The 23,279-nt window shown below is 70.2% G+C and carries 24 protein-coding genes; 16 read left to right on the top strand and 8 right to left on the bottom strand.

Translation table 11 applies throughout. The annotated features are described in order from the left end of the window. Positions 1-5: 5 nt before the first annotated feature. The 5 genes from EMA17_RS03640 (at position 6) to EMA17_RS03660 (ending at position 3,309) form a co-directional block, all read left to right on the top strand. Complete coding sequence (locus EMA17_RS03640) at positions 6-698, top strand: GntR family transcriptional regulator (RefSeq protein WP_126635371.1); 693 nt, start codon at positions 6-8, stop codon at positions 696-698. Then, on the top strand, positions 691-1,704 hold the full coding sequence (locus tag EMA17_RS03645; protein WP_126635372.1) for a pyridoxal-phosphate dependent enzyme: 1,014 nt from the start codon (positions 691-693) through the stop codon (positions 1,702-1,704). Before EMA17_RS03640 ends, EMA17_RS03645 begins: the two co-directional genes overlap by 8 nt. Further along, entirely contained in the window at positions 1,701-2,414 is a 714-nt protein-coding gene (locus tag EMA17_RS03650) for an HAD-IA family hydrolase (protein WP_218042613.1), read from the top strand. The genes EMA17_RS03645 and EMA17_RS03650 overlap by 4 nt, the downstream gene beginning before the upstream one ends. Further along, on the top strand, positions 2,411-2,785 hold the full coding sequence (locus tag EMA17_RS03655; RefSeq protein WP_126635373.1) for a RidA family protein: 375 nt from the start codon (positions 2,411-2,413) through the stop codon (positions 2,783-2,785). Before EMA17_RS03650 ends, EMA17_RS03655 begins: the two co-directional genes overlap by 4 nt. 92 nt (positions 2,786-2,877) lie before the next feature. Next, positions 2,878-3,309 (top strand): HIT family protein, encoded by a 432-nt coding sequence (locus tag EMA17_RS03660; protein ID WP_126635374.1) that lies wholly within the window; start codon positions 2,878-2,880, stop codon positions 3,307-3,309. A 161-nt stretch (positions 3,310-3,470) separates the two neighbouring features. Here EMA17_RS03660 and EMA17_RS03665 read toward each other — a convergent pair whose 3' ends face one another. Both EMA17_RS03665 and EMA17_RS03670 read right to left on the bottom strand, forming a co-directional pair. Then, positions 3,471-3,815, bottom strand: a complete 345-nt coding sequence (locus tag EMA17_RS03665) for an SH3 domain-containing protein (RefSeq protein WP_126635375.1) — start codon at positions 3,813-3,815, stop codon at positions 3,471-3,473. A 277-nt stretch (positions 3,816-4,092) separates the two neighbouring features. Continuing rightward, positions 4,093-4,518 (bottom strand): hypothetical protein, encoded by a 426-nt coding sequence (locus EMA17_RS03670; protein WP_126635376.1) that lies wholly within the window; start codon positions 4,516-4,518, stop codon positions 4,093-4,095. A gap of 808 nt (positions 4,519-5,326) precedes the next feature. On the opposite strand from EMA17_RS03670, the gene EMA17_RS03675 reads away from it, so the two are divergent. From EMA17_RS03675 to EMA17_RS03690, 4 genes are all read left to right on the top strand, one after another. Then, entirely contained in the window at positions 5,327-6,682 is a 1,356-nt protein-coding gene (locus EMA17_RS03675; RefSeq protein ID WP_246126418.1) for a HAMP domain-containing sensor histidine kinase, read from the top strand. Between the two features lie 243 nt (positions 6,683-6,925). Beyond that, positions 6,926-7,126: a hypothetical protein gene (locus EMA17_RS03680; protein WP_126635377.1), complete on the top strand. Its 201-nt coding sequence runs from the start codon at positions 6,926-6,928 to the stop codon at positions 7,124-7,126. 168 nt (positions 7,127-7,294) lie between these two features. After that, a complete protein-coding gene (locus EMA17_RS03685; RefSeq protein ID WP_126635378.1) occupies positions 7,295-7,708 on the top strand; it encodes a VOC family protein in 414 nt (137 codons plus the stop codon). Positions 7,709-7,954: 246 nt separating this feature from the next. Next, a complete protein-coding gene (locus EMA17_RS03690; RefSeq protein WP_126635379.1) occupies positions 7,955-9,196 on the top strand; it encodes an alpha/beta hydrolase in 1,242 nt (413 codons plus the stop codon). Between the two features lie 139 nt (positions 9,197-9,335). On the opposite strand, the gene EMA17_RS03695 is transcribed toward EMA17_RS03690, so the two are convergent. Continuing rightward, positions 9,336-10,895 carry an MDR family MFS transporter gene (locus tag EMA17_RS03695; RefSeq protein WP_126635380.1) on the bottom strand — a complete coding sequence of 520 codons (1,560 nt, stop codon included), beginning with the start codon at positions 10,893-10,895 and terminating at the stop codon, positions 9,336-9,338. A gap of 143 nt (positions 10,896-11,038) precedes the next feature. Here EMA17_RS03695 and EMA17_RS03700 point away from each other — a divergent pair, with 143 nt between their 5' ends. From EMA17_RS03700 to EMA17_RS03725, 6 genes are all read left to right on the top strand, one after another. Further along, on the top strand, positions 11,039-11,653 hold the full coding sequence (locus EMA17_RS03700) for a TetR/AcrR family transcriptional regulator (RefSeq protein ID WP_126635381.1): 615 nt from the start codon (positions 11,039-11,041) through the stop codon (positions 11,651-11,653). A gap of 221 nt (positions 11,654-11,874) precedes the next feature. Beyond that, positions 11,875-12,687: an SAM-dependent methyltransferase gene (locus EMA17_RS03705; protein ID WP_126635382.1), complete on the top strand. Its 813-nt coding sequence runs from the start codon at positions 11,875-11,877 to the stop codon at positions 12,685-12,687. Positions 12,688-13,222: 535 nt separating this feature from the next. Continuing rightward, complete coding sequence (locus tag EMA17_RS03710) at positions 13,223-15,199, top strand: LodA/GoxA family CTQ-dependent oxidase (protein WP_126635383.1); 1,977 nt, start codon at positions 13,223-13,225, stop codon at positions 15,197-15,199. 67 nt (positions 15,200-15,266) lie between these two features. Next, positions 15,267-15,983 carry a hypothetical protein gene (locus tag EMA17_RS03715; RefSeq protein WP_126635384.1) on the top strand — a complete coding sequence of 239 codons (717 nt, stop codon included), beginning with the start codon at positions 15,267-15,269 and terminating at the stop codon, positions 15,981-15,983. A gap of 169 nt (positions 15,984-16,152) precedes the next feature. Next, on the top strand, positions 16,153-16,368 hold the full coding sequence (locus EMA17_RS03720) for a hypothetical protein (protein ID WP_126635385.1): 216 nt from the start codon (positions 16,153-16,155) through the stop codon (positions 16,366-16,368). A 161-nt stretch (positions 16,369-16,529) separates the two neighbouring features. Beyond that, positions 16,530-17,921, top strand: a complete 1,392-nt coding sequence (locus EMA17_RS03725; RefSeq protein WP_246126419.1) for a glutamine synthetase family protein — start codon at positions 16,530-16,532, stop codon at positions 17,919-17,921. Here the strand turns inward: EMA17_RS03725 and EMA17_RS03730 are convergent. The 5 genes from EMA17_RS03730 to EMA17_RS03750 all read right to left on the bottom strand — a co-directional run bounded on the left by EMA17_RS03730 (position 17,878) and on the right by EMA17_RS03750 (position 22,454). After that, positions 17,878-18,807: an ATP-grasp domain-containing protein gene (locus tag EMA17_RS03730; RefSeq protein WP_126635386.1), complete on the bottom strand. Its 930-nt coding sequence runs from the start codon at positions 18,805-18,807 to the stop codon at positions 17,878-17,880. The two genes, EMA17_RS03725 and EMA17_RS03730, sit on opposite strands and share 44 nt — an antisense overlap. Before the next feature lie 160 nt (positions 18,808-18,967). Beyond that, positions 18,968-20,215, bottom strand: coding sequence for a diaminobutyrate--2-oxoglutarate transaminase (gene ectB, locus EMA17_RS03735; protein WP_126635387.1), 1,248 nt, complete (start codon positions 20,213-20,215; stop codon positions 18,968-18,970). Between the two features lie 255 nt (positions 20,216-20,470). Next, a complete protein-coding gene (locus tag EMA17_RS03740) occupies positions 20,471-20,986 on the bottom strand; it encodes a GNAT family N-acetyltransferase (RefSeq protein ID WP_126635388.1) in 516 nt (171 codons plus the stop codon). A gap of 9 nt (positions 20,987-20,995) precedes the next feature. Then, positions 20,996-21,361, bottom strand: coding sequence for a thioredoxin family protein (locus EMA17_RS03745; protein WP_126635389.1), 366 nt, complete (start codon positions 21,359-21,361; stop codon positions 20,996-20,998). Between the two features lie 85 nt (positions 21,362-21,446). Further along, complete coding sequence (locus EMA17_RS03750) at positions 21,447-22,454, bottom strand: NAD(P)/FAD-dependent oxidoreductase (RefSeq protein ID WP_371862953.1); 1,008 nt, start codon at positions 22,452-22,454, stop codon at positions 21,447-21,449. A 234-nt stretch (positions 22,455-22,688) separates the two neighbouring features. Here EMA17_RS03750 and EMA17_RS03755 point away from each other — a divergent pair, with 234 nt between their 5' ends. Next, positions 22,689-23,273 (top strand): helix-turn-helix domain-containing protein, encoded by a 585-nt coding sequence (locus EMA17_RS03755; RefSeq protein WP_126635391.1) that lies wholly within the window; start codon positions 22,689-22,691, stop codon positions 23,271-23,273. The last annotated feature ends 6 nt before the right edge of the window (positions 23,274-23,279 follow it).

The raw sequence follows: 23,279 nt of genomic DNA on the forward strand, positions 1-23,279 counted from the left end.
GCGCGATGGGGCTGACCGAGATGATGGATCGGCCGGATCGGTTGACGGACGCCGTTCACCGGACGCTGAAGGCGGCGATCCTCGAAGGGGACCCGGCTCCGGGAATGCAGCTTTCGGTGCCCGAGCTGGCACGACGGCTGGGGGTCTCCCGAGGGTCCGTCCGCGAAGCCGTACTGCAGTTGGTAGCCGATGGCCTGGCCGAAGAGCGGCCCCGTCGAGGTGTCGTGGTGGTCCGACTCGGGCCGGCCGAGATGCGCCACATCCATCAGGTCCGTGAGGTCCTCGAGGGGCAGGCGGCACGGTTGTGCGCGGAAGCGCCCGGACCGGGACTGGTCGAGGCTCTCGAAGACGCGCTCGACGAACAACGCCTGGCCATCGCGGCGGACAGCGAATCCGGCTACACCGGCAGCGACGGCCGATTCCATGCCCTGCTCCGCGACGCGTGTGGCAATCCGATGCTCGGCGCTCTCATCGAACGGCTGCACAACCAGATGCGGCTCGCGTTGACCCGCGCGGCCGAGGCGCCCGAACACCGGAGTTGCGGACACGACGAACTCCACCAGGTACTCCGGGCGGTTCGCGACCGTGACCCGGACGCGGCCGAAACAGCGATGCGACGCCATATCCGCCGCACCAGGGCCGCTCTGGAGGCGTACGAGGAAGAAGACACCGACTCGAGGGGAAACCGCGATGAGTAGGCCGTCACCCCGGTCGGCACCCGAGGCGTCCGTGGCCGGCGCAGTGATCACCTTCGCCGATGTGCGGGCCGCGGCCGACCGCATCGCCGGTGTCGCACACCGTACGCCGGTGCTGACCTCGCGCACGCTCGACGAGAGCGTCGGTGCCACGGTGTTGCTGAAGGCGGAGAACCTGCAGCGGGCGGGCGCCTTCAAGTTCCGCGGCGCCTACAACCGGATCTCCACCCTGTCGGCCGACGAACTCGCGCGCGGCGTGTGCACGTGGTCGTCCGGCAACCACGCCCAGGCAGTCGCCCTGTCGGCGGCCCTGGTGGGGACACACGCGACCGTGTTGATGCCCGAGGACGCACCCGCCGCGAAACGGTCGGCGACCGAAGGCTACGGCGCGACCGTCGTGACATACGACCGCTACCGGGAGGACCGGGAGGTCAAGGCACGCGAACTCGCCGACGCCCGCAGGCTCGTCCCCGTTCCGGCGTTCGACGATCCGATGGTCATGGCCGGACAGGGAACCGCGGCGCTGGAGTTGATCGAGGACGCGGGCCCCGTCGACACGCTGGTTGTTCCCGTAAGCGGCGGTGGACTGATGGCCGGCTGCGCGACCGCCGCCCGGGCTCTGCTGCCCGGCGTGGAACTGATCGGTGTCGAACCCGTCGCCGGGAACGACACCGTCCGGTCGATCGCGGCGGGGAAGCGCGTGCGTATCCCCGTTCCGCACACCATCGCCGACGGCCAGCAGGTGGAGATTCCCGGAGCGCTCACCTTCGAGGTCAATCGGCGCCTCGTCGACGATTTCCTGCTGGTCGAGGACGACGAGTTGATCGCCACCATGACGCTTTTGTTCGAACGGCTGAAGACCGTCGTGGAACCCTCGGGCGCCAGTGCCTTGGCCGCGGTGCTCGGCAATCCCGCGAGGTTCGCGGGACGTCGTGTCGGAGTGATCCTCTCCGGCGGGAACGTCGGCATCGAGCGCTTCGCCTCGTTGACCGCGGGCGGACGGCCGTGAGCCCCGCCCGCCGTCGAGGCGCCGTCGAGGGCATGCCCGTCGCCGGCCGATACGACGCGGTCCTGTTCGATCTGCTCACGGCCCTCCTCGACTCGTGGTCACTGTGGAACGCGGTGGCGGGCGACGACGCGACCGGGAGCCGGTGGCGGGGTGAGTATCTGCGCCGTACATATGCCGTCGGCGATTACCGGCCCTACGAGGACCTGGTCTCCGAAGCGGCCCGGGCGCAGCGTCTCGACCCGGTACTGGCCCGGCAACTCGCGGACCGTTGGGACGAGTTGGCCCCCTGGCCGGAAGCACCCGGCGTCGTCGCCGAGTTGACGTCGACGTCCCGGCTGAGGGTCGGTGTGGTCACCAACTGTTCCGAGGACCTGGGGCGGCGGGCGGCGGCCCGACTCGGCGTCCCACTGGACGTCGTGGTCACCGCGCAGGCCGCGGGAGCCTACAAGCCGCGCCCCGAACCGTACCGACGGGCGCTCGACGAACTGGGCCTGCCTCCCGAACGGGTGCTGTTCGTGGCGGGTTCCCCCTACGACATCCCGGGAGCCGGCGGTGTCGGCATGCCCGTGTGGTGGCACAACCGTGCCCGCATGACGCGCGGCGACCTGCCCGCGCCACTCGCCGAGCACCACACTCTGACCCCACTGCTCGGCGACCTGTCCACCCCGAGCGCCGAACGTCCCGATGGAAAGGAAACCATTCCGCGATGAGCGAGTTGACCTACGCCGAGGCGCCACATCCGTACACACCCGCCGTGGCCGCGGGCGACCTGGTATTCGTCTCCGGACGACTCGGCGTCAAGGACGGCGTCTTCGTCGAAGGCGGCGTCGAGGCGGAAACCGCCCAGGCCCTGAGCAACGCCGCCCGGGAACTGGAGGCGTTCGGCCTCGACTTGAGCCATGTGGTCAAGGCGACGATATTCCTCGCCGACATCGACGACCTGCAACTCGCCAACCGTGCCTACATGCGGGCGATGCCCGAGCCGCGGCCCGCACGGTCGTGTGTCGCGGTCGCCGCGCTGCCCTTCGGTGGTCGCGTCGAGATCGACATCATCGCCTCCCGCAGCCGTCACGGCGACTGAACGGCGACGACGTCGCGGTTCGGGCAACCGGAGACGGTTGCCCCGTCCGACCCAAGCTCCCGAACCACCGCTCGACCAAGTGGGAGGTCCACATGGCCACGTTGTTCTCTCGTATCATCGCCGGGGAGTTACCCGGACGTTTCGTCTGGCAGGATCCGAAAGTCACCGCGTTCTTGACCATCGCGCCGTTGCGACCCGGTCACACCCTGGTCGTGCCCCGGCGTGAGGTCGACCGGTGGACGGACGCCGACGGGGCCCTCCTGGCGCGTTGCTTCGAGGTGGCCCAGGCCATCGGTCGGGGAGTGCAGCGGGCCTGGGACGCCCCGCGGGCCGGTCTGGTCATCGCGGGCTTCGAGGTGCCGCATCTGCACATACACGTCGCTCCCGTCTGGGACATGTCCGACTTCGAGTTCGACAAGGCGAAGCCGGAGGAGGACCCGTCGGCCCTGGACGACGCGGCGAGGAAGCTCCGCGCCGCCTTGATCGAGCTCGGCTACGAGCAGGCCCGGGACACCGGGCCGTAAACCCCCCTCGCACTGCCGCGTGGAAGCAGCGCCCCGCCGTGACGTGTTCCGGGCGTGGGTGGCCCCGCGCACGGGGCCACCCACGCCCGGACGTGCCGGTGTTCGGCGCGGTCACGACGCTCGGGGCGCGGGACCGGCCGGGCCGTCGTCCGCCGGTCGACCTACGCGACGTAGGACGCGTAGACCCAGCCCCTGATACCGGTCGCGTTGTGCTTGACGTAGTACCAGTACTGGAGATCCTGGTCGGCGACGACCAGACCCTTGCAGTAGACGGTCACCTTCGCGTTCTTCTGGAGGACACGGAGGATGGGGGAGTGGTACGTCCCCTTGGTCTTGCGCAGACTCACGTTGTTGCCGGTGATCTTCCCCGCACGGTCCCTGTTGTCGGAAACGTTGCAGAGGGGGTGGTCGACGGCTGCGGCCGTCGGGGCCAGGGCGATGCCCGCGCCCAGGAGCAGGGACACCGAGGCCGTCGCGGCGGCCACTCTGCGGCCGAACTTGCTCATCGAGGACTCCTTGGAAGCGCGCACCCGACCCGTCGCCGACTCGCGGACGTGCCGGGCACGACGTGGCGTGTCGTACGGAGCCGGCACCGAGGCGAAAGGCGGCCGATCCGGCGCCTCGAAACGGAGTGTCGCGGACGGTCCCACGCTCGGTGCCGCCCGCACATCATCGACACCCGGCCCCGCGCCTGCTAGCCGATTCGCGCGGCCGGCAGGCGCGCTTCGTCACGGAGGGCCACCACCGGGCCCCGGCGAGGCGTCCGGCGAACGTGTTGTGGAGTCAGGCGTACAGCCGCACGGAGTTCGTCGATGTGAGGTCCGTCCACAGGCCCCCGGTGCAGTTGTTGATGTCGAGGTCCCAGGCCACCTTGCCCGTGCCGTTGGACCCCGTGAATCCCTTGACTCCCGCACCGCCCGTCTGACAGTTCAGCACGGTGTATTCGCCGACGAGGTTGGCCACGTTGTAGGTGCCGTAGCGGTAGAAGTCGTACACGCGGGGGTGGTTGGGGACGTCGTCCCAGATGTCGCCCTTGTAGATGCAGACATGGCCCGGGTCGCAGACGGACGATCGCAACTGCGGGGCGGCCGAGGCGGTCGCGGTGGTCGTGGACGCGGCGGCCAGGCCGAGGACGGCGAAGAGCGCGGCCAGGGTACGGCGCCGAAGGGTCCTGCGGCCGGATCGGGGAGGGGTCGGGTCGACGTTCATGCTGGTCTCCCGGTTTTTCGTGGTCGGGAATCGGCCCGCCGGGCGGCTGCCCGTGCTCGCGGGTGCCGGGTCGGCACCCGATCACAGTGACCGCTCCGGTCGGCGTGGCGCCATCACCCAACCGAGTGGTGTGCGGGGGTGGGCGCCGCCCGCACTCGCGACTGGCTTCGTATGCCTCGGAGTTCGGTGACCCTGTCGCGTCGACGGCCGGTCGCCCGGGGATACGGCGGATCGGTGCTCGGTGCGGCGGTCACCGAGGTCGCATGCGGTTCGGTGCGGCCGGCGCCGAATCCGGGTACCTGCCGCCCGGGAGGAACCCGCCCGGCCCATCCGGGCATTCGCCCGCCCGGCCGGCACCTCTCGCGCGCCTTCATGGCGTCCTCGGTCCTGGCCGACCCCCTCGCCCGCGGGCATCGCGCCGATCCGCAGCGCGCCACCCGCGCGGGGTTCCGGGGTGGGCATGTCGACGCCGTGCTCCCACATGCGGCTCGCGAACTCGACCGCCCGGTCGCGGCGTTGGGCGTCGGCACCCCTGCCCGAGGCCACCTCTTTCGACTCGCCCGAGCCGCCGTTGTCGCCGCGCCTGTGGTCGTACCGTCGGTCGTTTGGTCACCCCCCGCCGTGACGGCGAGGGGTGCGACGACAGGTCTACGCGCCCGGGGGTTACCAGGCCATCACCCGAACCGGTTATCCGGAGGTAACGCGGGCTCGCGTACAACGGGTGGGGACCGCGCCGGGCGGCGATCGCCGTGGACGTCTCGTACGACGGCGGAAACACGTGGGAACGACCCGGATCGGGACACCTGATATGAGCAGACTGCGCGTAGCCGGCGGAAGCGGCTCCGGAGGGGCGCTGTTTCGCCGGCCGTCGGCGCGGGCCAGACTCGCGCTGATGTACGGCGGCGTGTCGCTCGTCGTCGGCGCGGTGCTGCTGGGCATCGTGTACTGGTTCGTCGACCGGCGACTGTCCGAGCGACTGCCGATGGCGCTGGCGAGGACACTGGCGGCGGACACGTCGTCCTCTCCCGCGTTCGTGAACGACTCCGGCCCGCTGAACATGGGCTCGACCCGGCCCGCGCAACGCCTGCCGGGTGTAGAGGTCCATGGCGTCGCGATCCCCGCGGACGCGGTCCGGCGGGCCGTCGACACCGGCCAGGACGTGACGATGAGTCAGTTGCTGACCGTGCTCGTCGCGGCTCTGCTGCTCCTGGCCGCGACCTCGATCCTGGTCGGCTGGTGGATGTCCGGTCGCGTACTGCGCCCGGTGCACAAGATCACCGCGACGGCCCGCCGCTTGTCCGAGCACAACCTGCACGAGCGAATCGCGATGCCCGGACCGGACGACGAACTCAAGGAACTCGCCGACACGTTCGACGGAATGCTGGATCGGCTGGAGAAGTCCTTCGACAGCCGGCGGCTGTTCGTCGCCAACGCCTCACACGAGTTGCGTACGCCGCTGACCATCCAGCGCACGGCGATCGAGATCGGCCTGGCCGATCCGCACTCGCCGACCGACGTCGTCGAGACCCGCGAGCAGTTGTTGGCGCTGAACCGGCGCACCGAACGCCTGATCGACGGCCTGCTCGACCTCGCGGTGAGCGAACGCGGCAACGTCCGGGCGTCCCCGGTCGCCCTCGACGAACTCACCGCCGACGTCCTGCGCCAGACCTTCCCGGCGGCCGAACAGGCGGGCGTACGGGTCGACGCGAACCTGACCGCCGGCGTGGTGTCCGGCGACCCGCTGCTGCTGCGCCAACTGGTCACCAACCTGGTCGAGAACGCGGTCCGCCACAACCACCCGGGCGGCTCCGTCACGGTCGCCGTCTCGGCCGGCCTGCTCCGCGTCCGCAACACCGGCCCGGTCATCCCGGCCGACCACGTCCCCGAACTCTTCGAACCCTTCCGTCGATTCCGCCCCGACCGCACCGGCTCGGCCAAGGGCTCCGGTCTGGGCCTGTCCATCGTCCAGGCGATAGTCCACGCCCACGCGGCCCTGCTCTCCGCCACCGCGAACCGGCACGGCGGCCTCACCATAGCCGTGGCCCTCCCCGGACCCTCCGGCCGCACGAACGCCCCGAACCCCTCCGTTCGACCCCCGCTCGAGAGCCGCCGGCACACCGGATTCGGGATCGGCGCGGATGACTCCGGTTCCCGGTTCGGGTGATGTCGGTGGTGGTGTGTGCCATGGCCGGGTACTCGGGCATCGATGTCCGAAGCGACGTCGCCGGCCACCGGACCCGTGCCCCGCCCCGGCACCCACCGGGCGTGCCCGCGCGCATCGCACGATCACCGCGCCACACCGCCCGCCCGTCCGCCGCACGTCGCGCGCCGGCGACGACCGAGCCGAATCGGTCGCCGTGCACCGTGCGGCGGTTCGACCACCACCAGACGCATCGGAAGGTTGCCCATGGCCGTACCCCTGCTCCTGACCCGCCGCCTGACCACCCCGATCGGCAGGCCACGCCGGCTGCCGGACCACCACTACGATCCCGCCCTGTGTGCGAACGTCGTCGCCGACGGCACCCTGCTCGTCCACGCCGCGGACCCGAATCTCGTCGCGGACTACACCTCCACCCAGGAGCCCTCGGGCCTCAAGACGGACGACTGACCCGAAGCCGTCCCGGCGGTTCGAAGACGATCTCTCGAGGCCGAGCAGGATCGGAGAAGCCCCGGTCATGGCGCGGCCCCTAGCGTGATGGTCATGGCAACCGCAGGGCGTCCGGGTCCGGTCCGGGTGCCGGGCGGGTACACATCTCTACTGTGCAAGGGGCAAGACATGAAGGCGCACGTCAGCTCGATCCTCCTCGGTGTCCGTGACATGGACCGGGCGAAGCGGTTCTACACCGAGGGGCTGGGTTGGAGGGTCGAGAACGACTACGGCGTCTCGGTGTTCTTCGCGTCGGACGGGGCCTCGCCGGTCGGTTTCTATGCCCGTGAGGGTCTGGCGGCCCAGGTGGGGACGGATCCGGAGGGCAGCGGTTTCAGCGGGCTGGTCCTGACCTACGTCGTGCGCAGCGAGGCGCGGGTCGACGAGATCATGGCGGAGGCCGTGAAGGCCGGCGCCACGATCCTCAACCCGGCCGGCGCGCTGCCGTGGGGCGGCTACGGCGGCACGTTCGCCGACCCCGACGGCTACGTCTGGAGCGTGGGCTACAGCGACCAGGGCACCGACCAGCCCTACGCGGAGTAGCCGCGACCGCTCGCCGCACGGGCGTCCGGGACGGCACGGTACGCGCCGCTGCCGTCCCGGTGTGGGATGTCCAAGCCGGGCGGTCCGGATCCGCGGTGACCTCGCCGACGAGGTCGAGGTCGAACCGGACGTCGGCAGGATCGTCGTTGACCTCCGGGTCCGCGGACGGGAGGGTGGACGACTGTGCGGACCTCCGCCCGGGAGCGTTCGCAGGCAGTGCGGCCGGCTGCCGTCTCAGGAGGTCCTGTGCCCTACGGTTACCTTGTCCCGGTCGTGCTCGTCGCGGTCGGCACGGTGTTCGCGCTGCGACCGGCACCGTGGTCGCATCCGCTCGGCCGCGCGAGTTACTTTTTCGGTCTGGCCGCGAACGAACTGCCGTTCGCGGCCTTCCTCTGGATGCTGCTCCTCCCGACGGTGTCGGCGTTCGCTCAAGGGGACATCGACTCGGCGGGTGCCTGGGCGATCGTCGCACTGGCCGCGGTGACCACGCCCGGACTCGCGATCATCGCCTGCCGCGGACTGGGAGAGCGGGGCAGGATCGAGCACGCCATGGAGGAAGGTCTGGGCGCCGAATGGCGCGCCGCCATCGACGCCGATCTGGGCAAGGGCCTTCGCCGTCGGCTCCCTCTGGCACGCGTTCTGATCCTGCCCATCTTTCGGCGTCGGTGGGATGTGCGGCGCGTCGCGAACCTCTCCTACGGCGACGCGGGCCGCCGCAACAGACTCGACGTCTACCACCACCGCTCGCGCCCGGTGGGCGGGCCCGTGCTGATCCACATGCACGGCGGCGGTTACACCGGGGGTCACAAGAACAGCCAGTCGCTTCCCCTGCTGTACCGGCTCGCCGGTCGGGGCTGGGTGACCATCAGCGCCAACTACCGGCTCAAGCCACACGTCAAGCACCCCGACCACATGATCGACCTGAAGAAGACGATCGCGTGGGCGCGGCAATACGCCCACGAGTACGGGGCCGATCCCACGACGTTGTTCATCGCGGGCAGTTCGGCGGGCGGACACATGGCCTCGATCGCCGCGCTGACCCCCAACGACCCCGAATTCCAGCCGGGTTTCGAGGACGCCGACACCTCGGTCACCGGGGCCGTCATCCTGAACGGCTTCCTGGGTCCCTACTGGGACCAGGGCCCCGAATCCTCCCCCTTGGGCCATGCCGGACCCGACGCGCCCCCCTTCTTCATCGCGCACGGCGACCTGGACCCGCAGGTCCCCGTGTCCGACATCCGAGCGATTGCCGACGAACTGCGCCGTACCTCCGACAATCCGGTCGTCTACGCCGAGTTGCGCGGTGGGAACCACGCGTTCGACCTGTACCACTCGCCCCGCTTCGAGGCCCTCGTGGACGCGATCGAGGCATTCACCGCCTGGGTGAGATCGACCCGCCTCGCGCCACCGACACACGAAGGCAACGGGCAGGCACCCCCAAGCCCCTTCACCCTTCCTCCGAGCCCCGACCGAACCCCGGCCGGCTGACCACCGACCGGGCGTCGCGTCCGCACCCGCGAACACCACCGGCCCCGGCGCGCGACGGAGCCGGGGCCGGCCCACACCGACCGCCGGTGGGTGGGGGCGTGGCGGGCACAGGAGTGCTGTGCCGGGTGGTGACGGGGTGTCAGTGGGCGGTGGTGGCGGGGGCGGCGGGGGTGTTCGCGGGGGTGTCGGCCGCGGCCGGCGGGCCGGCCTTCTTCAGTGGCACCTCGATGACGAACAAAGCGGCGAGGAACGCCACGGCGCAGGCGATCGCCGCGGCGAGGAAGATCTGGTGGGTGCCGTCGGTGACGGCTTGCAGGTAGGCGTGCCTGCCGGCGGCGGGGAGCCGGTCCAGCGCGTCGGGGTCGGCCGCGACGTCGCTTGTCGCGGCGGGTACGCGGGAGTGGAGGGAGCGGGTGAAGAGCGCGCCGAACAGGGCCACACCGAGGGAGCCGCCGAGGGTGCGGAACAGGTTGATCGAACTCATGGCCGCGCCCATGTCCCGCATGGAGACGCTGTTTTGGGCGATGGTGGAGGCCATCTGCAGGGTGAGGCCGAGTCCGATGCCGACCAGGACCATGTACAGGGCGGTCGTCCGCGACGACGTCGCGGTGTCCATGGTGGCCAGCAGGCCGAGGCCCACGGCCAGGAACGCGGTGCCCAGGACGGGGAAGATCTTGTAGCGGCCGGTGGCGGACATCACCTTGCCCGCGATCGCGGAGACGATGACGACGGGGATCATCATGGGCAGCATGAGCAGGCCGGAGTTGCCGGCCGAGGCGCCCTGCACGGTCTGTTGGAACAGCGGCAGGTAGAGTCCGCTGCCGAACATGACGACCCCGGCGACCAGGATCAGCACGACCGCGAGCGGGTAGTTGCGGTGGTCGGTGAACACGGTCGGCGGCAGCAGCGGTTCCGCGACCCGCCGCTCCACCGCGATGAACGCGGCGAGTCCGACCACGGCGATGGCGGTCGGGGTGAGGATCTGCCAGGACCCCCAGGCGTAGGTGACGCCGGCCCAGGTGGCGGCGAGCACGATCGCGCTGATGGTGACGGTCAGCAGTGCGATGCCCGCCCAGTCGATCCTCGCCTTGATGCGCTTGGCGGGTACGTGGAGTGCCAGCCACAGCCACGCCAGGGTGAGCACGCCCAGCGGCAGGTTGACGTAGAAGGCCCAGCGCCAACCGAAGTGGTTGGTGATGAACCCGCCGATCAGCGGGCCGCCGATGGTGCCGATCGCCATGATGGAGGCGCCCATGCCCTGGTACTTGCCGCGTTCGCGCGGCGGGACGAGGGCGGCGATCAGGGCGAAGGCGCCGGCGCCGATGCCGCCGGCGCCGATGCCCTGTACGACGCGGAAGACGATCAGCTGGGTCATCGACTGGGACAGGCCGCACAGTGCGGATCCGGCGACGAACACCGCGATCGAGGCCAGGTACATGGGCTTGCGGCCGACGAGGTCACCGAACTTGCCCCAGATCGGGGTCGTGACGGCGGTGACGAGGGTGTAGGCGGTGACGACCCAGGAGATGTGTTCCAGGCCGCCGAGGTCGCCGACGATCGTGGGCATCGCGGTGCCGACGACCATGTTGTCGAGCATCGACAAAAGCATCGCGAGCATCACGCCGAGCAGCACCCAGCGCACGTTCTTCGGCTCGGCGGCCGGCGTTGCGGGATCGGCGGGTGGGAGGGATGCGGACATGACCGATCGCTCCTTTCGGGCAGGGGAGGAGAGGGAGGCGGTCGGGCAGTGCCCCGCGACCGCCGTCTCAGAAGAGCACACTCGTAAAATAAGTGCAACCGATGCACTTTTGAAATTGCACAACCGAAGGGTAGGATCCGCGTATGACCGAGACCGGCGCCGCGCCCGCACCACTGGGGCGCCGTGAGCGCAAGAAGGCCGCCACCCGTCAGGCGATCGCCGACGCCGCGCTGGACCTGTTCCTGGAGCGCGGCTACGACGACGTCAGCATCCGCGAGATCGCGGACGCCGCCGACGTGTCCACCACGACGCTCTTCAAGCACTTCTCGGGCAAAGAGGCGCTGGTCTTCGACCGACAGGACGAGATGAAGGCCCACCAACTCGCCGTGGTGCGCGAACGACCCCGGGGCCAGTCCATCCCCGTCGCCCTGCGCGAGCACGCCCTGCGCTACCGCCAGATCAACCCCGACGACGAACCCGAGGCCGCCGCCTTCCTCGACCTGGTCGGCAGAACCCCGGCGCTGCTCGACTACCAGCACGCCGCGTGGCTGGAGAACACGACGGCCCTGGCCCGGATCATCGCCGAGGACAGCGGCCTCCCGGCGGACGACCCGGCCTGCACGGCCCTGGCCCACTTCGCCCTCGAAGCCCCCCGTGCCGCCCGCCACCACCAGGACAGAGCCGAAGCCATCACCCGCGCCTTCGACCTCCTGGAACAGGGCTGGCAATCCATCACATCCGGGACCCACAAGCCCTGATACGAGGTGATCGCGCCGGCGCGTTCGCCGCCGGCATCACCTTCACCCCGGCCGCCCTCGCGGCCCGCCCGTGGAGGTGGATCGGTGGGGGGATCGGGCTCGAACCGGTCGTGGGGCGAATGAGTGTCTGATAGCGTCCGGCGGGTTGGGACACCGTCTGCGGGGGCGTTGTTCGAGCGGTGCGAAGGCGCGTATCACTCGTTCACTCCGGGGGCCGTGGAATGACACACCAGGACGCGCCGGCCGTCGCCGGGATCGACGTCGCCGTCCCGAGCGTGGCGCGGGTCTACGACTATCTGCTCGGCGGCAAGGACAACTTCGCCTCCGATCGAGAGGTCGGGGATCGCCTCCTGGCCATCGCCCCCGACACCACGCGCACGGCCCCGATCCACCGCGAGTTCCTGGTGCGGGGTGTGCGCTACCTGGCCGGGATCGGCGTCACCCAGTTCGTGGACCTGGGTTCCGGGCTGCCCACGGCCGACAACACGCATCAGGCGGCCCACGCGGTGGATCCGCGATGCTCGGTCGTGTACGTCGACCACGACCCCATCGTCCTCGCCCACGGAAGGGCCATCCTGGCCGACCACCCGCGAACCGCGGTCGTGCAGGCCGACTTCCGCTCGCCCGACGACGTCGTGTCCGCGCCGGGATTCGAGCGGCTGATCGACCTTTCCAAGCCCGTGGCCTGGTTGATGCTCTCGGTCGTGCACCATCTCGGAGACGAGGAGAACCCGAACGCCCTCGTCGAGGAGTACAAGTCCCGGATGACGCCGGGCAGTCACCTGTTCCTGTCCCATTTCCTCCGGCGCCCGGGAGACGAACGCATCGATCGCCTGGAGGCCGTCATGCAGGAGAGCCTGGGCAGCGGGCGCTTCCGGACGCAGGACGAGATCGAGAAGTACTTCGACGGCATGGAGATGGTCCATCCGGGAGTCGTCTCCACCGCCCTGTGGCGCCCCACCGCGCCCGTCGCCCCCGGGGACCTGGAAACGTCGCACATCCTGATCTCGGGCGGAATGGCCCAGAAGACCTGAGCTCGGCGTCCCTCCGCGGACATCCCGGCACCGGGCACCGGGCACCCCGGCCGACCAGGATCGCCGGGGCCGCGTCGAAGGGGGCCTCGCCGGCACCGTGCGGTTCGCGCCTCCTTCCGGCCCCAACTCCCCCTCGAAGTAGTCGTACAGCCGGCGCGATGGCCGCGCGGAGCAACGAGCAAGCGCATGACTGGGCTCCGGTGGGACGGGAACGGACCGGAACGCGCCCGGGGAAGCGTGGGTCGGCGCGGACGGCCGGCCGGTCGGACCGCCGCACCACGCTCTCGCGCGTCGGTCGCGCGCCAACCGGGTGAAGTACACGAACAGCCTTCACTCGAAAGGGATGGATCGTGTGCGAGCCGTCAATTCTGAATGACGTGCCGCCCTCTTTCGGCCGCCTGCGGGTGCACTCCCGACCCGCGAACCGCCGCATCCAGCCCGGCCCGCCGCCCCGTCGCCCGTTCACCCGGCCGCCCGCCGGCGCGCGACGACGATCCCGCGACCTTCACCGTCCCGGAAGGAACCCGCAACCACCATGAGTGACGACATCGCCTACGCGAAGATCCACCCCGCGATCGGAGTGGCCCGGGTGGGCAACAGTACCCGCGACGACGGCTGGTACTACGGCCCCGAGACACCGGACCCGGATCCGATGCCGGCCGGCTCCCTCAAGGACGACACAGGCGCGTTCAAGCGCCAGGCGGCCCGCTTCCGCCTCTACGGATACGACAGCGCCGGCAAAGTGGTACGCGAACTGACGGCCACCGACGCCGGAGTCGCGATCGAGTGGGGCGTCCACGTGGCGAACCGGAAGGCCGCCTGGTACGAGTTCAGCCTCGCCCTCGACATCCCCGACATGCAGGGCCACAGCTCACCGAGGCGCAACAAGGGCATCGACCGCCCCAGCCTGGTCATCGACCCCGGTCGCAAGACCCTGCGCGCCGGCACCGGCCAGAGCGTGGAGTTCACCGGCGGCATGTTCCAGGGCATCCCCGTCCCGCTGGGCCGGATGCACACCGACGAGCACGGCCGGCTCGTGGTGCTCGGCGGCTCCGGCCGGTCCGGCGCGAAGAACAACGAGGAACTGCACTCGTTCGGCAACAACGACGGCTGGTACGACGACGTCTCGGACGGCCCGGTCACCGCCGCGCTCACCCTGGACGGCCGCCGCATCGAGGTCGAACCCGCCTGGGTCGTGGTGGGCCCGCCCAACTACGCGCCGGACATCAAGACCGTGCGCACCGTCTACGACCTGCTCCTCGACGTCTTCGTCGGCAACGGACAACTGCCCCGGCCCACCCCGGTGTCCTTCGAACACCACATCGAGCCCCTGCTGCGCCGCTTCAGCGACCTGCAGTGGGTCAACAAGGGTTTCGCCACCCACTTCGGCAGCGCCGGCCCGGAGGACTTCACCACCACCGAGCTGCGGCGGCGCCTCTCCCGGCCCGGCAACACCTACCGCGAGCTGCGCCGTCAGGTGTACACCGCCATGCGCAACTACGAGCGCGACGGACTGGCGCCGATGACCTGGCCGTGGTTCTACGGCGACGGGATGGCCAGTCGCCCCACGTCACCCCGGCAGTACATGACCCTGTCGGACCTCCAGATGGACATGCTGCTCAAGTGGTCCGACGGCGCCTTCGTCAGCACCTCCCGGAGCGGCTTCCCGCGCCACCTGGAAGAGGCGCCCCTCGCCGATCGGCCCGGGCTCCTGGACCGCGCCGCCCTCGACTTCTGCCTCGCCGACGCCTTCCACCCCGGCTGCGAGGTCACCTGGCCGATCCGGTACGCGACGATGTTCGCCGAGCCGTTCCGCATCCTGCACCGCGCCGAGGGACAGGCGGAGCCCGACTACGGTGCGGAACTCACACCCGAGAAGGTGCTGGCCGCCGACGGCCCCCTGCACGCGCAGGGCCCGGGCGACCTGACCCGGTGGATGGCCGTCCCCTGGCAGGCGGACACCGCCAGCTGCCGCTCGGGCTACGAGTCCAACGCCGGCCTGGGCCCCCGGTACGACCCCCACCTGCCGACCTTCTGGCCCGCCCGGGTCCCCAACCACGTGCTGACCGAGCGCGACTTCCGGATCGTCAACAAGGAGGGCGGCTCGACACCCTCGGAGGACGAGCGCGAGGCGGCGTTCAACAATCGGGCCTCCTGGCTGCGAGGTCTGCACGGCACCTACAAGGAGCAGTTGAAGCAGGCCGCGGCGGAGTGGCACCACTTCGGCGTGGTGGAGACGCGCCGCTACACCGTCGGCGACGACAAGTACCCGCCACACGTGCACGTCGAGTCCGTACCCGGCTTCGCCCTCGAAGGGGTGCCGGACGACCGGAACCTGGTCACCCTGCACGTACCGCGGACCGCCGACGTCGGCGCTCAGGGCGCGGCGCTGTCCGCCCTCGCCGAACACGTCGGCCTCGCCCCCGAGAACATCACCGTCGGCTACATCGACAAGCTCGACCCCTTCGGGGAGGACGCCGCCAACGGCACCGACCGCGAGGGCTCTTCGTGACGGTGCACCACGCCGACGGCCGACCGAACACCCCACCCGACCCGATCCCGTCCCCAGGAGTGTCCCCATGACCAACCCCGACGTCATCTCCTCGTCCGACGCCGCGGCCCCCCGCCACGGCCACCGGTTCCTGCTCATCGGCACCGGGACGATCTTCGCCTACCACCTCGCGCTCTACCACGTCCCCGTCCACGCCTTCCAGATGATCAACAAGTTCGGCCTGGACGCGGGCCTGCGGACGAAGTACCTCGACGACCTCGCGAGCCACGAGGACCAGCGGGTGTACTACTCCCTGTTCTCCGAGGGCCATTGGCCGCTCAAGGAGATCGTCGACGGCACCCGCGACTCGCTGCCCATGGAACTCGAGCGGGTGACCGTGGACAGCGCCGGCAATCGCACCTTCACCAAGATTCTCGACGAGACCACCGCCACCTGCCGCCCGCAGGACGTCATCCACTACCGGCCACTCGACGCGACCGACTACCCCGAATACCTCACCTACCTCGCCTTCGGCCAGGGATCCGAGGTCCACCTCGCCCACCAGCTCGCCGCCTCGCCGAACTGGGACGAGGTCATCACCGCCACACAACCCTCCGGGTTCCGGCAGAGCGACCTCGACCACGCCGCCGCCGTCACCATCCCCACCATCAAGGACCCGAAAGGCGTGGTCCAGACGAGCCCCCTGGTGAAGGGCAAGCCCTACGAGGGCGTGATCGGGACTCGCGAAGTCACCTTCACCACCGGGCGCCAAGGCTGGTGGAACCACACCAGCCTCAACACGTAACCACGAATCACGAATACCGAGCGCCCCACCGTCCGTCCCGCGCACGGTCGCGCATGGCGGACGGTGAGGTCGTCGGCGACCCGGCGCCGAGGTTCGGCGAAAGCTCGTGTACGGCACGCGAGGGTTCGACAGCATGGGGTGAGCACCCATCGGACCGGAGGGGGACCACGTGGGCAGATGTCAGAAGTCGACGGTACGCGGCAAGGGCGGCACGACGTGCGGCAAACCGACCGCATCGGGCAAGCGCTACTGCGCCCAACACATGGGAGGCAAGCGCCCCGGCGGGTCACGGAAGAGGAAGGCCGCCGCCAATGACGGCTGCGGGGGAATGCTGCTCCTGATGCTCACCGCGCTGCTGCTCGTCGTCCTCGGCATCGTGATGTGACCCACCCACCCGCCTCGGCCGCGGCATCCGCGCCGCCCCGGAGCCGTGTCGGACGAATGTCCGTTCCCGCGGGAGCGGCGTCGCTTCGCCTTCCACGGTCGTGTCTGCGCTAGCGTGCAATTCATGTCTTTCACCATGGATTGTCGTGAAATGGGGCTCTGTTGATTGATTCGACGGACACCGAGCTGGACAGGCACCGTGAGGGCAACGCCGACGCGGCCGTCCTGGGGGACGTGAAGGCACGGATGGCCGAGGCCGGGGTGGAGTACGTCTACTACCAGGTCGTCACGCTGTCCGGGCGCGTGGTCGGCAAGGTGGTCCCGGCCGCCCACCTGGGGCGCATCGTGGAGAACGGGATCCGGGCGCACCCCGGCTTCATCGGGGATCTCCAGGTCGACCGGCGCGGCGACATCCTGTCGGGCGACGCCGAGCGCGGCGAGGTGGTCATGCTTCCGGACCCGGACACCTTCGGCGTGCTGCCCTGGGACACGCGCACGGGATTCTTCTTCTGCCGCATGTACGAGCCGCCGCACGCCCCGGGGGAAGCGGCCGGCCGGCCGGTGCCGTTGGACGTGCGCGGCAATCTGCGCCGTGTCCACGACGGGTTCCACGATCGCACCGGGCTGCGGATGCGCAGCGGCTGCGAGCCCGAGGTCACCTGGTCGGTCCCCGGTGTCGCGACGTCGCACCGACCGGGAACGGCCCATCCGTTGCTGCACATCGAGCAGATGGAGCGGCTGCGGCCGGTGTACCAGAAGGTGATCGGGTACGGCCGCGCGCTCGGGCTCGACATGAGCGAGGGCAACTGCGAGGGCCCGGGACAACTCGAACTCAACTGGATGTTCGATCTCGTCGAACACACCGCCGACCGGCTGATCCTGCACCGGCAGATCTGCCGCCGAGTGGCCCGCGAACTGGGCGTGGCGGTGAGTTTCATGCCCAAACCGGCGAACGACGAACTCGGCAACGGCTGCCACCACAACATCAGCCTGTGGGAGGGGGAGCGGAACATCCTGGTCGACCCGAACGCCGCCGGGCTGCATCTCACACCGCGGGGACGGCACGCACTCGGCGGCATCCTCGCCCACACGGCGGCGAGCACCGCGGTGATGGCACCGACGGTGAACTCCTACAAACGGCTGTGCGACGAGGGCGGATTCGCTCCCGTGCGGGTCGACTGGGGCCTCGACAACAAGACTTGCGCGGTGCGCCTGCCCGACAACGGACGGCTGGAGATCAAGACGCCCGATGCGATGGTCAACCCGTACCTCTCCCACGCCGTGCTCATCGCCGCGATCGAGGACGGCTTGAAGAACGGCATCGACCCCGGCCCGCCCCGCGATCGCGAAACGACCGGCCCGACGCCCTTCGGGGCGCTTCCCACGACCCTGAAGGAGGCACTGGACCGGTTCGCCGACGACCCGGTCGTCGCCCGGGGCCTCGGCTCGGAGTCGGCCGACCTGTTCCTGCGTCTGAAGACACTGGAGTGGGAGCGTTTCTGCTGTGCGGTCACCGACTGGGAGCACGCCATGTACGGCGAGGAGGGCTGCTGACGGACGCTCGCACATCCGCCTCCAGACGCCCGACCAGGGCGTTCGCGAGGCGGTCGGCGGCCGGCCGGCTGTGCTCCAGGAACAGGGACGGTTCGATGAGTTCGCACTCCAGCAGCAACGGCAGGTCGTCCGGCCCGCGCACCAGGTCCACGCGTACGTACAAGGGGGTCCCGAAGCGTCGCGAGACGGACTTCACCACCGCCTCGGCGCAGGCGAGTTCGGCCGGCTCCGGGGTCCGGGGTTCCACCGCGGCCGTGGTGAACAGCCCCTCCTCGGCGGTCTCCGCACCGAGGCGCAGCACGGCGCCGCGCCGAACGGTATGGCTGTACGCGCCGTCCACGAACATCAGCGAGGTCTCTCCGTGGACGTCGACGGAGTGCAGGTAGGGCTGGGTGAGCACGGTGCGGCCCTGGCGATGGAGTACCTCCACCTGGGCGCGGGCTCGCGCCTGTTCGGCCGGTCCGGAGCCGTAGCGGGCGGTGTCCCGGGCGCTGCACGAGATGGACGGTTTGACCACGTACTCGTCCGCCGCGGGCGGGACCCACCGGTGGCCGGGGTACGTCCACGTACCGGGCACGATGGGCACACCGTCCTCGCCGAGGTCGTTCATGTAGCGCTTGTCGCTGTTCCAGCCGACCATCGCGAGCGGGTTGAACAGTCGTACGGCGCCGGTCGTCTTCGCGGCCCAGGCCAGGAACTCCTCGTAGCGCAGGGGATAGTCCCATGTCGAGTGCAGCACGACCGCGTCGAATCGTCTCCAGATCACCCACGCGTCCCATGCCACGGGCACCACCTGTACGCCGAGCCGCTCCAACGCGGCCATCGTGTGGGGGAGATCCTTGTCCGGCTCGTCGAGATCGCATGTCGCGAGGGCTACGCGCAGCATGACGCTCCTTCCTGGTGCACTCGAAAGACGCCGATTTCCGCGACCGGCCACGGCGCCGTCTCGGGCGCCGGGGGCACACGGGAGGGTGAACCTCCCGAGTCGGGACGCCGTTCGGCGTTTCGTCGGCGCGGTCGCCGTCGGCGGATGAGGCGACCGCAGGTCACCGGGTTTCGTCGACCGCGCGGCCGAGGATGTCCAGGCCCTCGCACAGTTCGTCGGGAGAGATGGTGAGCGGCGGCAGCAGTTTGACGACCTCGCTCCGGGTGCCGGACGTCTCCAGCAGCAGGCCGAGTGCGAAGGCCCGCGAACAGACCTTGGCGGCCCGGGTCTCGTCGGCGAACTCCAACCCCCAGACGAGGCCGCGCCCACGGGATTTCGCATCGCCGCCGACCGTTTCGTCGACGCGAGTCCGCAGGAATTCCTCGACCCTCTCGCCGTGGGTCCGCGTCTGCTTCTCCATGCGATCGTCCGTCCAGTACGCGTCCAGGGCCGCGGTGGCGGTGACGAAGGCGGGGTTGTTGCCGCGGAAGGTGCCGTTGTGCTCACCGGGCTCCCAGATGTCCAACTCGGCCGTGAACAGGCAGAGCGACATCGGCAGCCCGTATCCGCTGATGGACTTCGACACGGTGACGATGTCCGGGACGATGCCGGCCTCCTCGAAGGAGAAGAACCCGCCCGTGCGGCCGCAGCCCATCTGGATGTCGTCGACGATCATCAGCATGCCGTGCCGCCGGCACAGGTCCCGGAGCGCGCGCAGCCACTCGGCGCGGGCCACGTTGACACCGCCCTCGCCCTGCACGGTCTCCACGATCACCGCCGCCGGCAGGTCCAGGCCCGAGCCGCGGTCCTCCAGAAGGTGCTCGAACCAGAGGAAATCGGGGATCGTGTCGTCGAAGTAGTGGTCGAACGGCATCGGCGCACCGTGCACCAGTGGGACACCGGCACCGGCCCGCTTGAACGCGTTGCCGGTCACGGCGAGCGCTCCGAGCGACATGCCGTGGAAGGAGTTGGTGAAGGAGACGACACACTCGCGTCCCTTGACCTTTCGGGCGAGCTTCAGCGCCGCCTCGACGGCGTTGGCGCCGGTCGGCCCCGGGAACATCACCTTGTACGGCAGGTCGCGAGGCCGCAGGACCACGTCCTCGAAGGTCTCCAGGAAGGCGCGTTTGGCCGTGGTGGCCATGTCCAGGCCGTGCGTGATGCCGTCACGCTCGAGGTAGTCGATCAGCGCGCGTTTGAGCACCGGGTCGTTGTGGCCGTAGTTGAGAGAGCCGGCACCGGCGAAGAAGTCGAGGTACGAGCGGCCGTCCTCGTCCGTGAGTCGAGCGCCCTGTGCGCGATCGAATACGGCGGGCCAGGTGCGGCAGTAGCTCCGCACTTCCGACTCCAACGTCTCGAAAACGCTCATGATGGGCCACCTTCCGTCTACCCACACACCATGCGCGGGCGAAGGCCCGTCGGGTGTGTGGGTGGGAATGAACCGGCGTGTGGCCGCGGCGGCGATCGACACGCACGGGCACCCCTCAGCCTGGTACCAGCCGGTTGCCGACGCCCGCCGTGTTACCCCATGCGGGTGACGCGCCCACCCGGGCCGGCGACAGACGCCGGGCGGCGCGCGGACGCGGCACCCGGTCCCGAACGGCGCGCGCGCCACTCCGCATGCTCACGCTTCCGGTCGACCGGCCTCGTCCCGGAGGTCGCGTTGGTACCAGGTTCCCGGCTTGCCGCCGAGGTCGGCAGGGTCGGTTGCTCCGACCGGGACGAACCCGGTCTTGGTGAGCACCCTCCGTGACGCGGCGTTGGCAAGGGAGGTGGCTGCCCGCAGGGTGTGCAGTCCGTACCGCTCCCTCGCCAGGCGGCACAACTCCCCGACGGCCGCCGTTGCCACGCCGCGGCCGGCGACGTGCCGTGCGACCCGGTAACCGAGTTCGGCGGTGCCGTCGTCGAGGTCGTACAGGTTGAACCGGCCCAGGACCGAGCCGTCGTCGGCGAGGAGTACGTGGAAGACGCAGACGCCGGCCTCCTGTTCGGCCAGTAAGGCGGCGTGCCGGTCGGCGAACCGTTCGTAGTATTCGTCACCACGATCGGAGACCGAGGCGGCGAAGTAGGAACGGTTCGCCGACTCGAAGGCCAGGACCGCGGGGGCGTGGTCGGCCTCCAGCCGCTTCAGCTCGGGCACCGCGCAACTCTACCCGCACGGCGTGCCGCGGCCGTCCGGCAGGAAGGGGTCGAGGTTTCGTCGCAGAACGGCCTTGGGAGCGGCGCCCGTCCACGCTTTCACAGGGGCGCCGTCGACGTAGACGACGAAGGCCGGGATGGAGGAGACCGCGTGCCGGTTCGACAGGACGGGCTCCTCGTCGACGTTGATCTTGACGACGTCCAGGGCACCCGCATGCTCGGTGGCCAATTCCTCGACGACGGGCGTGATCCTGATGCACGGCCCGCACCACGGGGCCCAGAACTGCACCAGGACCGGACGCTCCGCCTGAAGTACGCGGACGGGAAAGCTCTGTTCGGTGACGCTGTCCACGGGTCCGCCGGGTCCTGCCGACATGGTGACTCTCTCCTTGTGGGTGTGGTTCTCGTTCGGGGTGCGACCGCCGATGCGCGGGGACGATGTGGCGGCGGACGCCCGGAGGTCAATCGCGGACGGCGGCCCGCGGGGCCGGTCGCGGGACGTCCCGAGGCGGGCGAGTCGAGGTGCCGTGGTTCTCCACGGCGCGCTCGATGTCCTCCGCCGCGAGGTCGTGGTCGAGGGCGAACCCGGCCGCCGCGCCCTGCCCCGCGGCGGTGATCACGAGCGCCTTCGGGTCGGCGACGTTGCCGACCGCCCACACTCCGAACGCGCTGGTGCGGCCCGTGTCGTCCGTGCTCACCCGGCCGTTCGCGTCGCGCTCGCAGCCCAGGCCGGTGAGCAGGGTGTCGCGGGGCACCATCTCCGGGAAGAGGAAGACCGCGCCGCGGGGGAAGACATGGCCCTCGGCGAGTTCGACGCCGCGCACCCGGTCGGCTTCCACCACCACGCGCTTGACGGTTCCCTCGGCGATGGTGATGTCGCGCGCGGCCAGTTGTCGGCGCTCGTCCGCGTCGAGATCCAGGGTGTGCGCGAAGAGGACGACATCGGGCGACCACTGCCGCAACAGCAGGGCGTGCCGTACCGCGCCCGGGTGCGTGCCCAACACCGCGATGGGCCGGTCGCGTACCTCGTACCCGTGGCAGTAGGGGCAGAACAACACGTCCTTGCCCCACCGCTCCCGCACTCCCGGGATCGCCGGAAGCTCGTCCCGCAGACCGGTGGCCATCACCACCCGCCGGGCCCTGAGCCCCGCCCCGCCGTCCAGTCGGACGAAGAATCCGGGATCGATCTGATCCACCCGGCATGCGAACAGGTCCACCCCGTAGCCGGCCACCTCGGCGCGACCCACTGCCGGCAGTTCCGTCGGGGACATCCCGTCCCGGGACAGGAAACCGTGCATGTGCGGGGCCGGGGCGTTGCGCGGGTTCCCGGCGTCGACCACCGCGACCCGGCGCCGGGCCCGGCCCAGAACCAGTGCGGCGCTCAGCCCCGCCGCGCCCCCACCCACGATCACCACGTCGTACACGTCACCGTCGGCGGTGTTTCGTCCCTCGTTCGTCGTGTCGCTCACGGCGATCACCTCCGCCCAGAGCGTGCGCCCCCGGTCGCTCCGCCGGCAAAAATCTTTGCCGTTCCCGCAAAGGGCGCTGCCGTCGGAGCTCCCCGGGTGCGCCGATTTCGCGAGGAGAAGGCTTCGTATCTCCTGGTCATGGCATCGCCTCCGGCTTTCCCATCGCCGCGCGGGATTTGCCGAACCGGCAACTTTCGTTGCCCTCCTCGGCGATGGTTCGATGGAATGCGAGGCATGGACACGTCCCCGTCGATCGCCATCACGTTGGCACAGGTCGGCCCGCGACTTCGCCGCATCCGTATCCGGCGCGGCCTGACCCTGTCCGCACTGGGGGAGGCAACGGGAATCTCCGTCAGCACCCTGTCCAGGTTGGAATCCGGGCATCGCCGCGCGAGCCTCGAAGTGTTGTTGCCGATCGCGCAGGCGTACCGGTTGCCCTTGGACGAACTCGTCGGGACGCCCGAGTCGGGCACGTCCCGGATTCACGTCGGGGCCCGTGTGCGCCACGGCAGGGCCCGCTTTCCGCTCACCGATCGCCCGAGCCCCCTCCAGGCGTGGAAGTCGGTCATCCCGGCCGCACAGAACCGGCCCGAGCCGTGCACGCACGAGGGCCACGAGTGGCTGTACGTCCTGTCGGGACGGGTACGACTCGTCCTGGGCGATCGCGATCTGGTCCTGGAGCCGGGCGAGGCGGTCGAGTTCGACACCCGCGTGCCCCACTGGTTCGGCCCCGTCGGCGACTCGGCCGTGGAGATCCTCAACCTCTTCGGCGCCCGGGGCGAACGTGTACACGTCCGCACCGGCCCCCGTTCCCGTTGACCCCGA

Origin of the sequence: Embleya hyalina, from assembly GCF_003967355.1 — a bacterium.
Lineage (GTDB): Bacteria > Actinomycetota > Actinomycetes > Streptomycetales > Streptomycetaceae > Embleya > Embleya hyalina.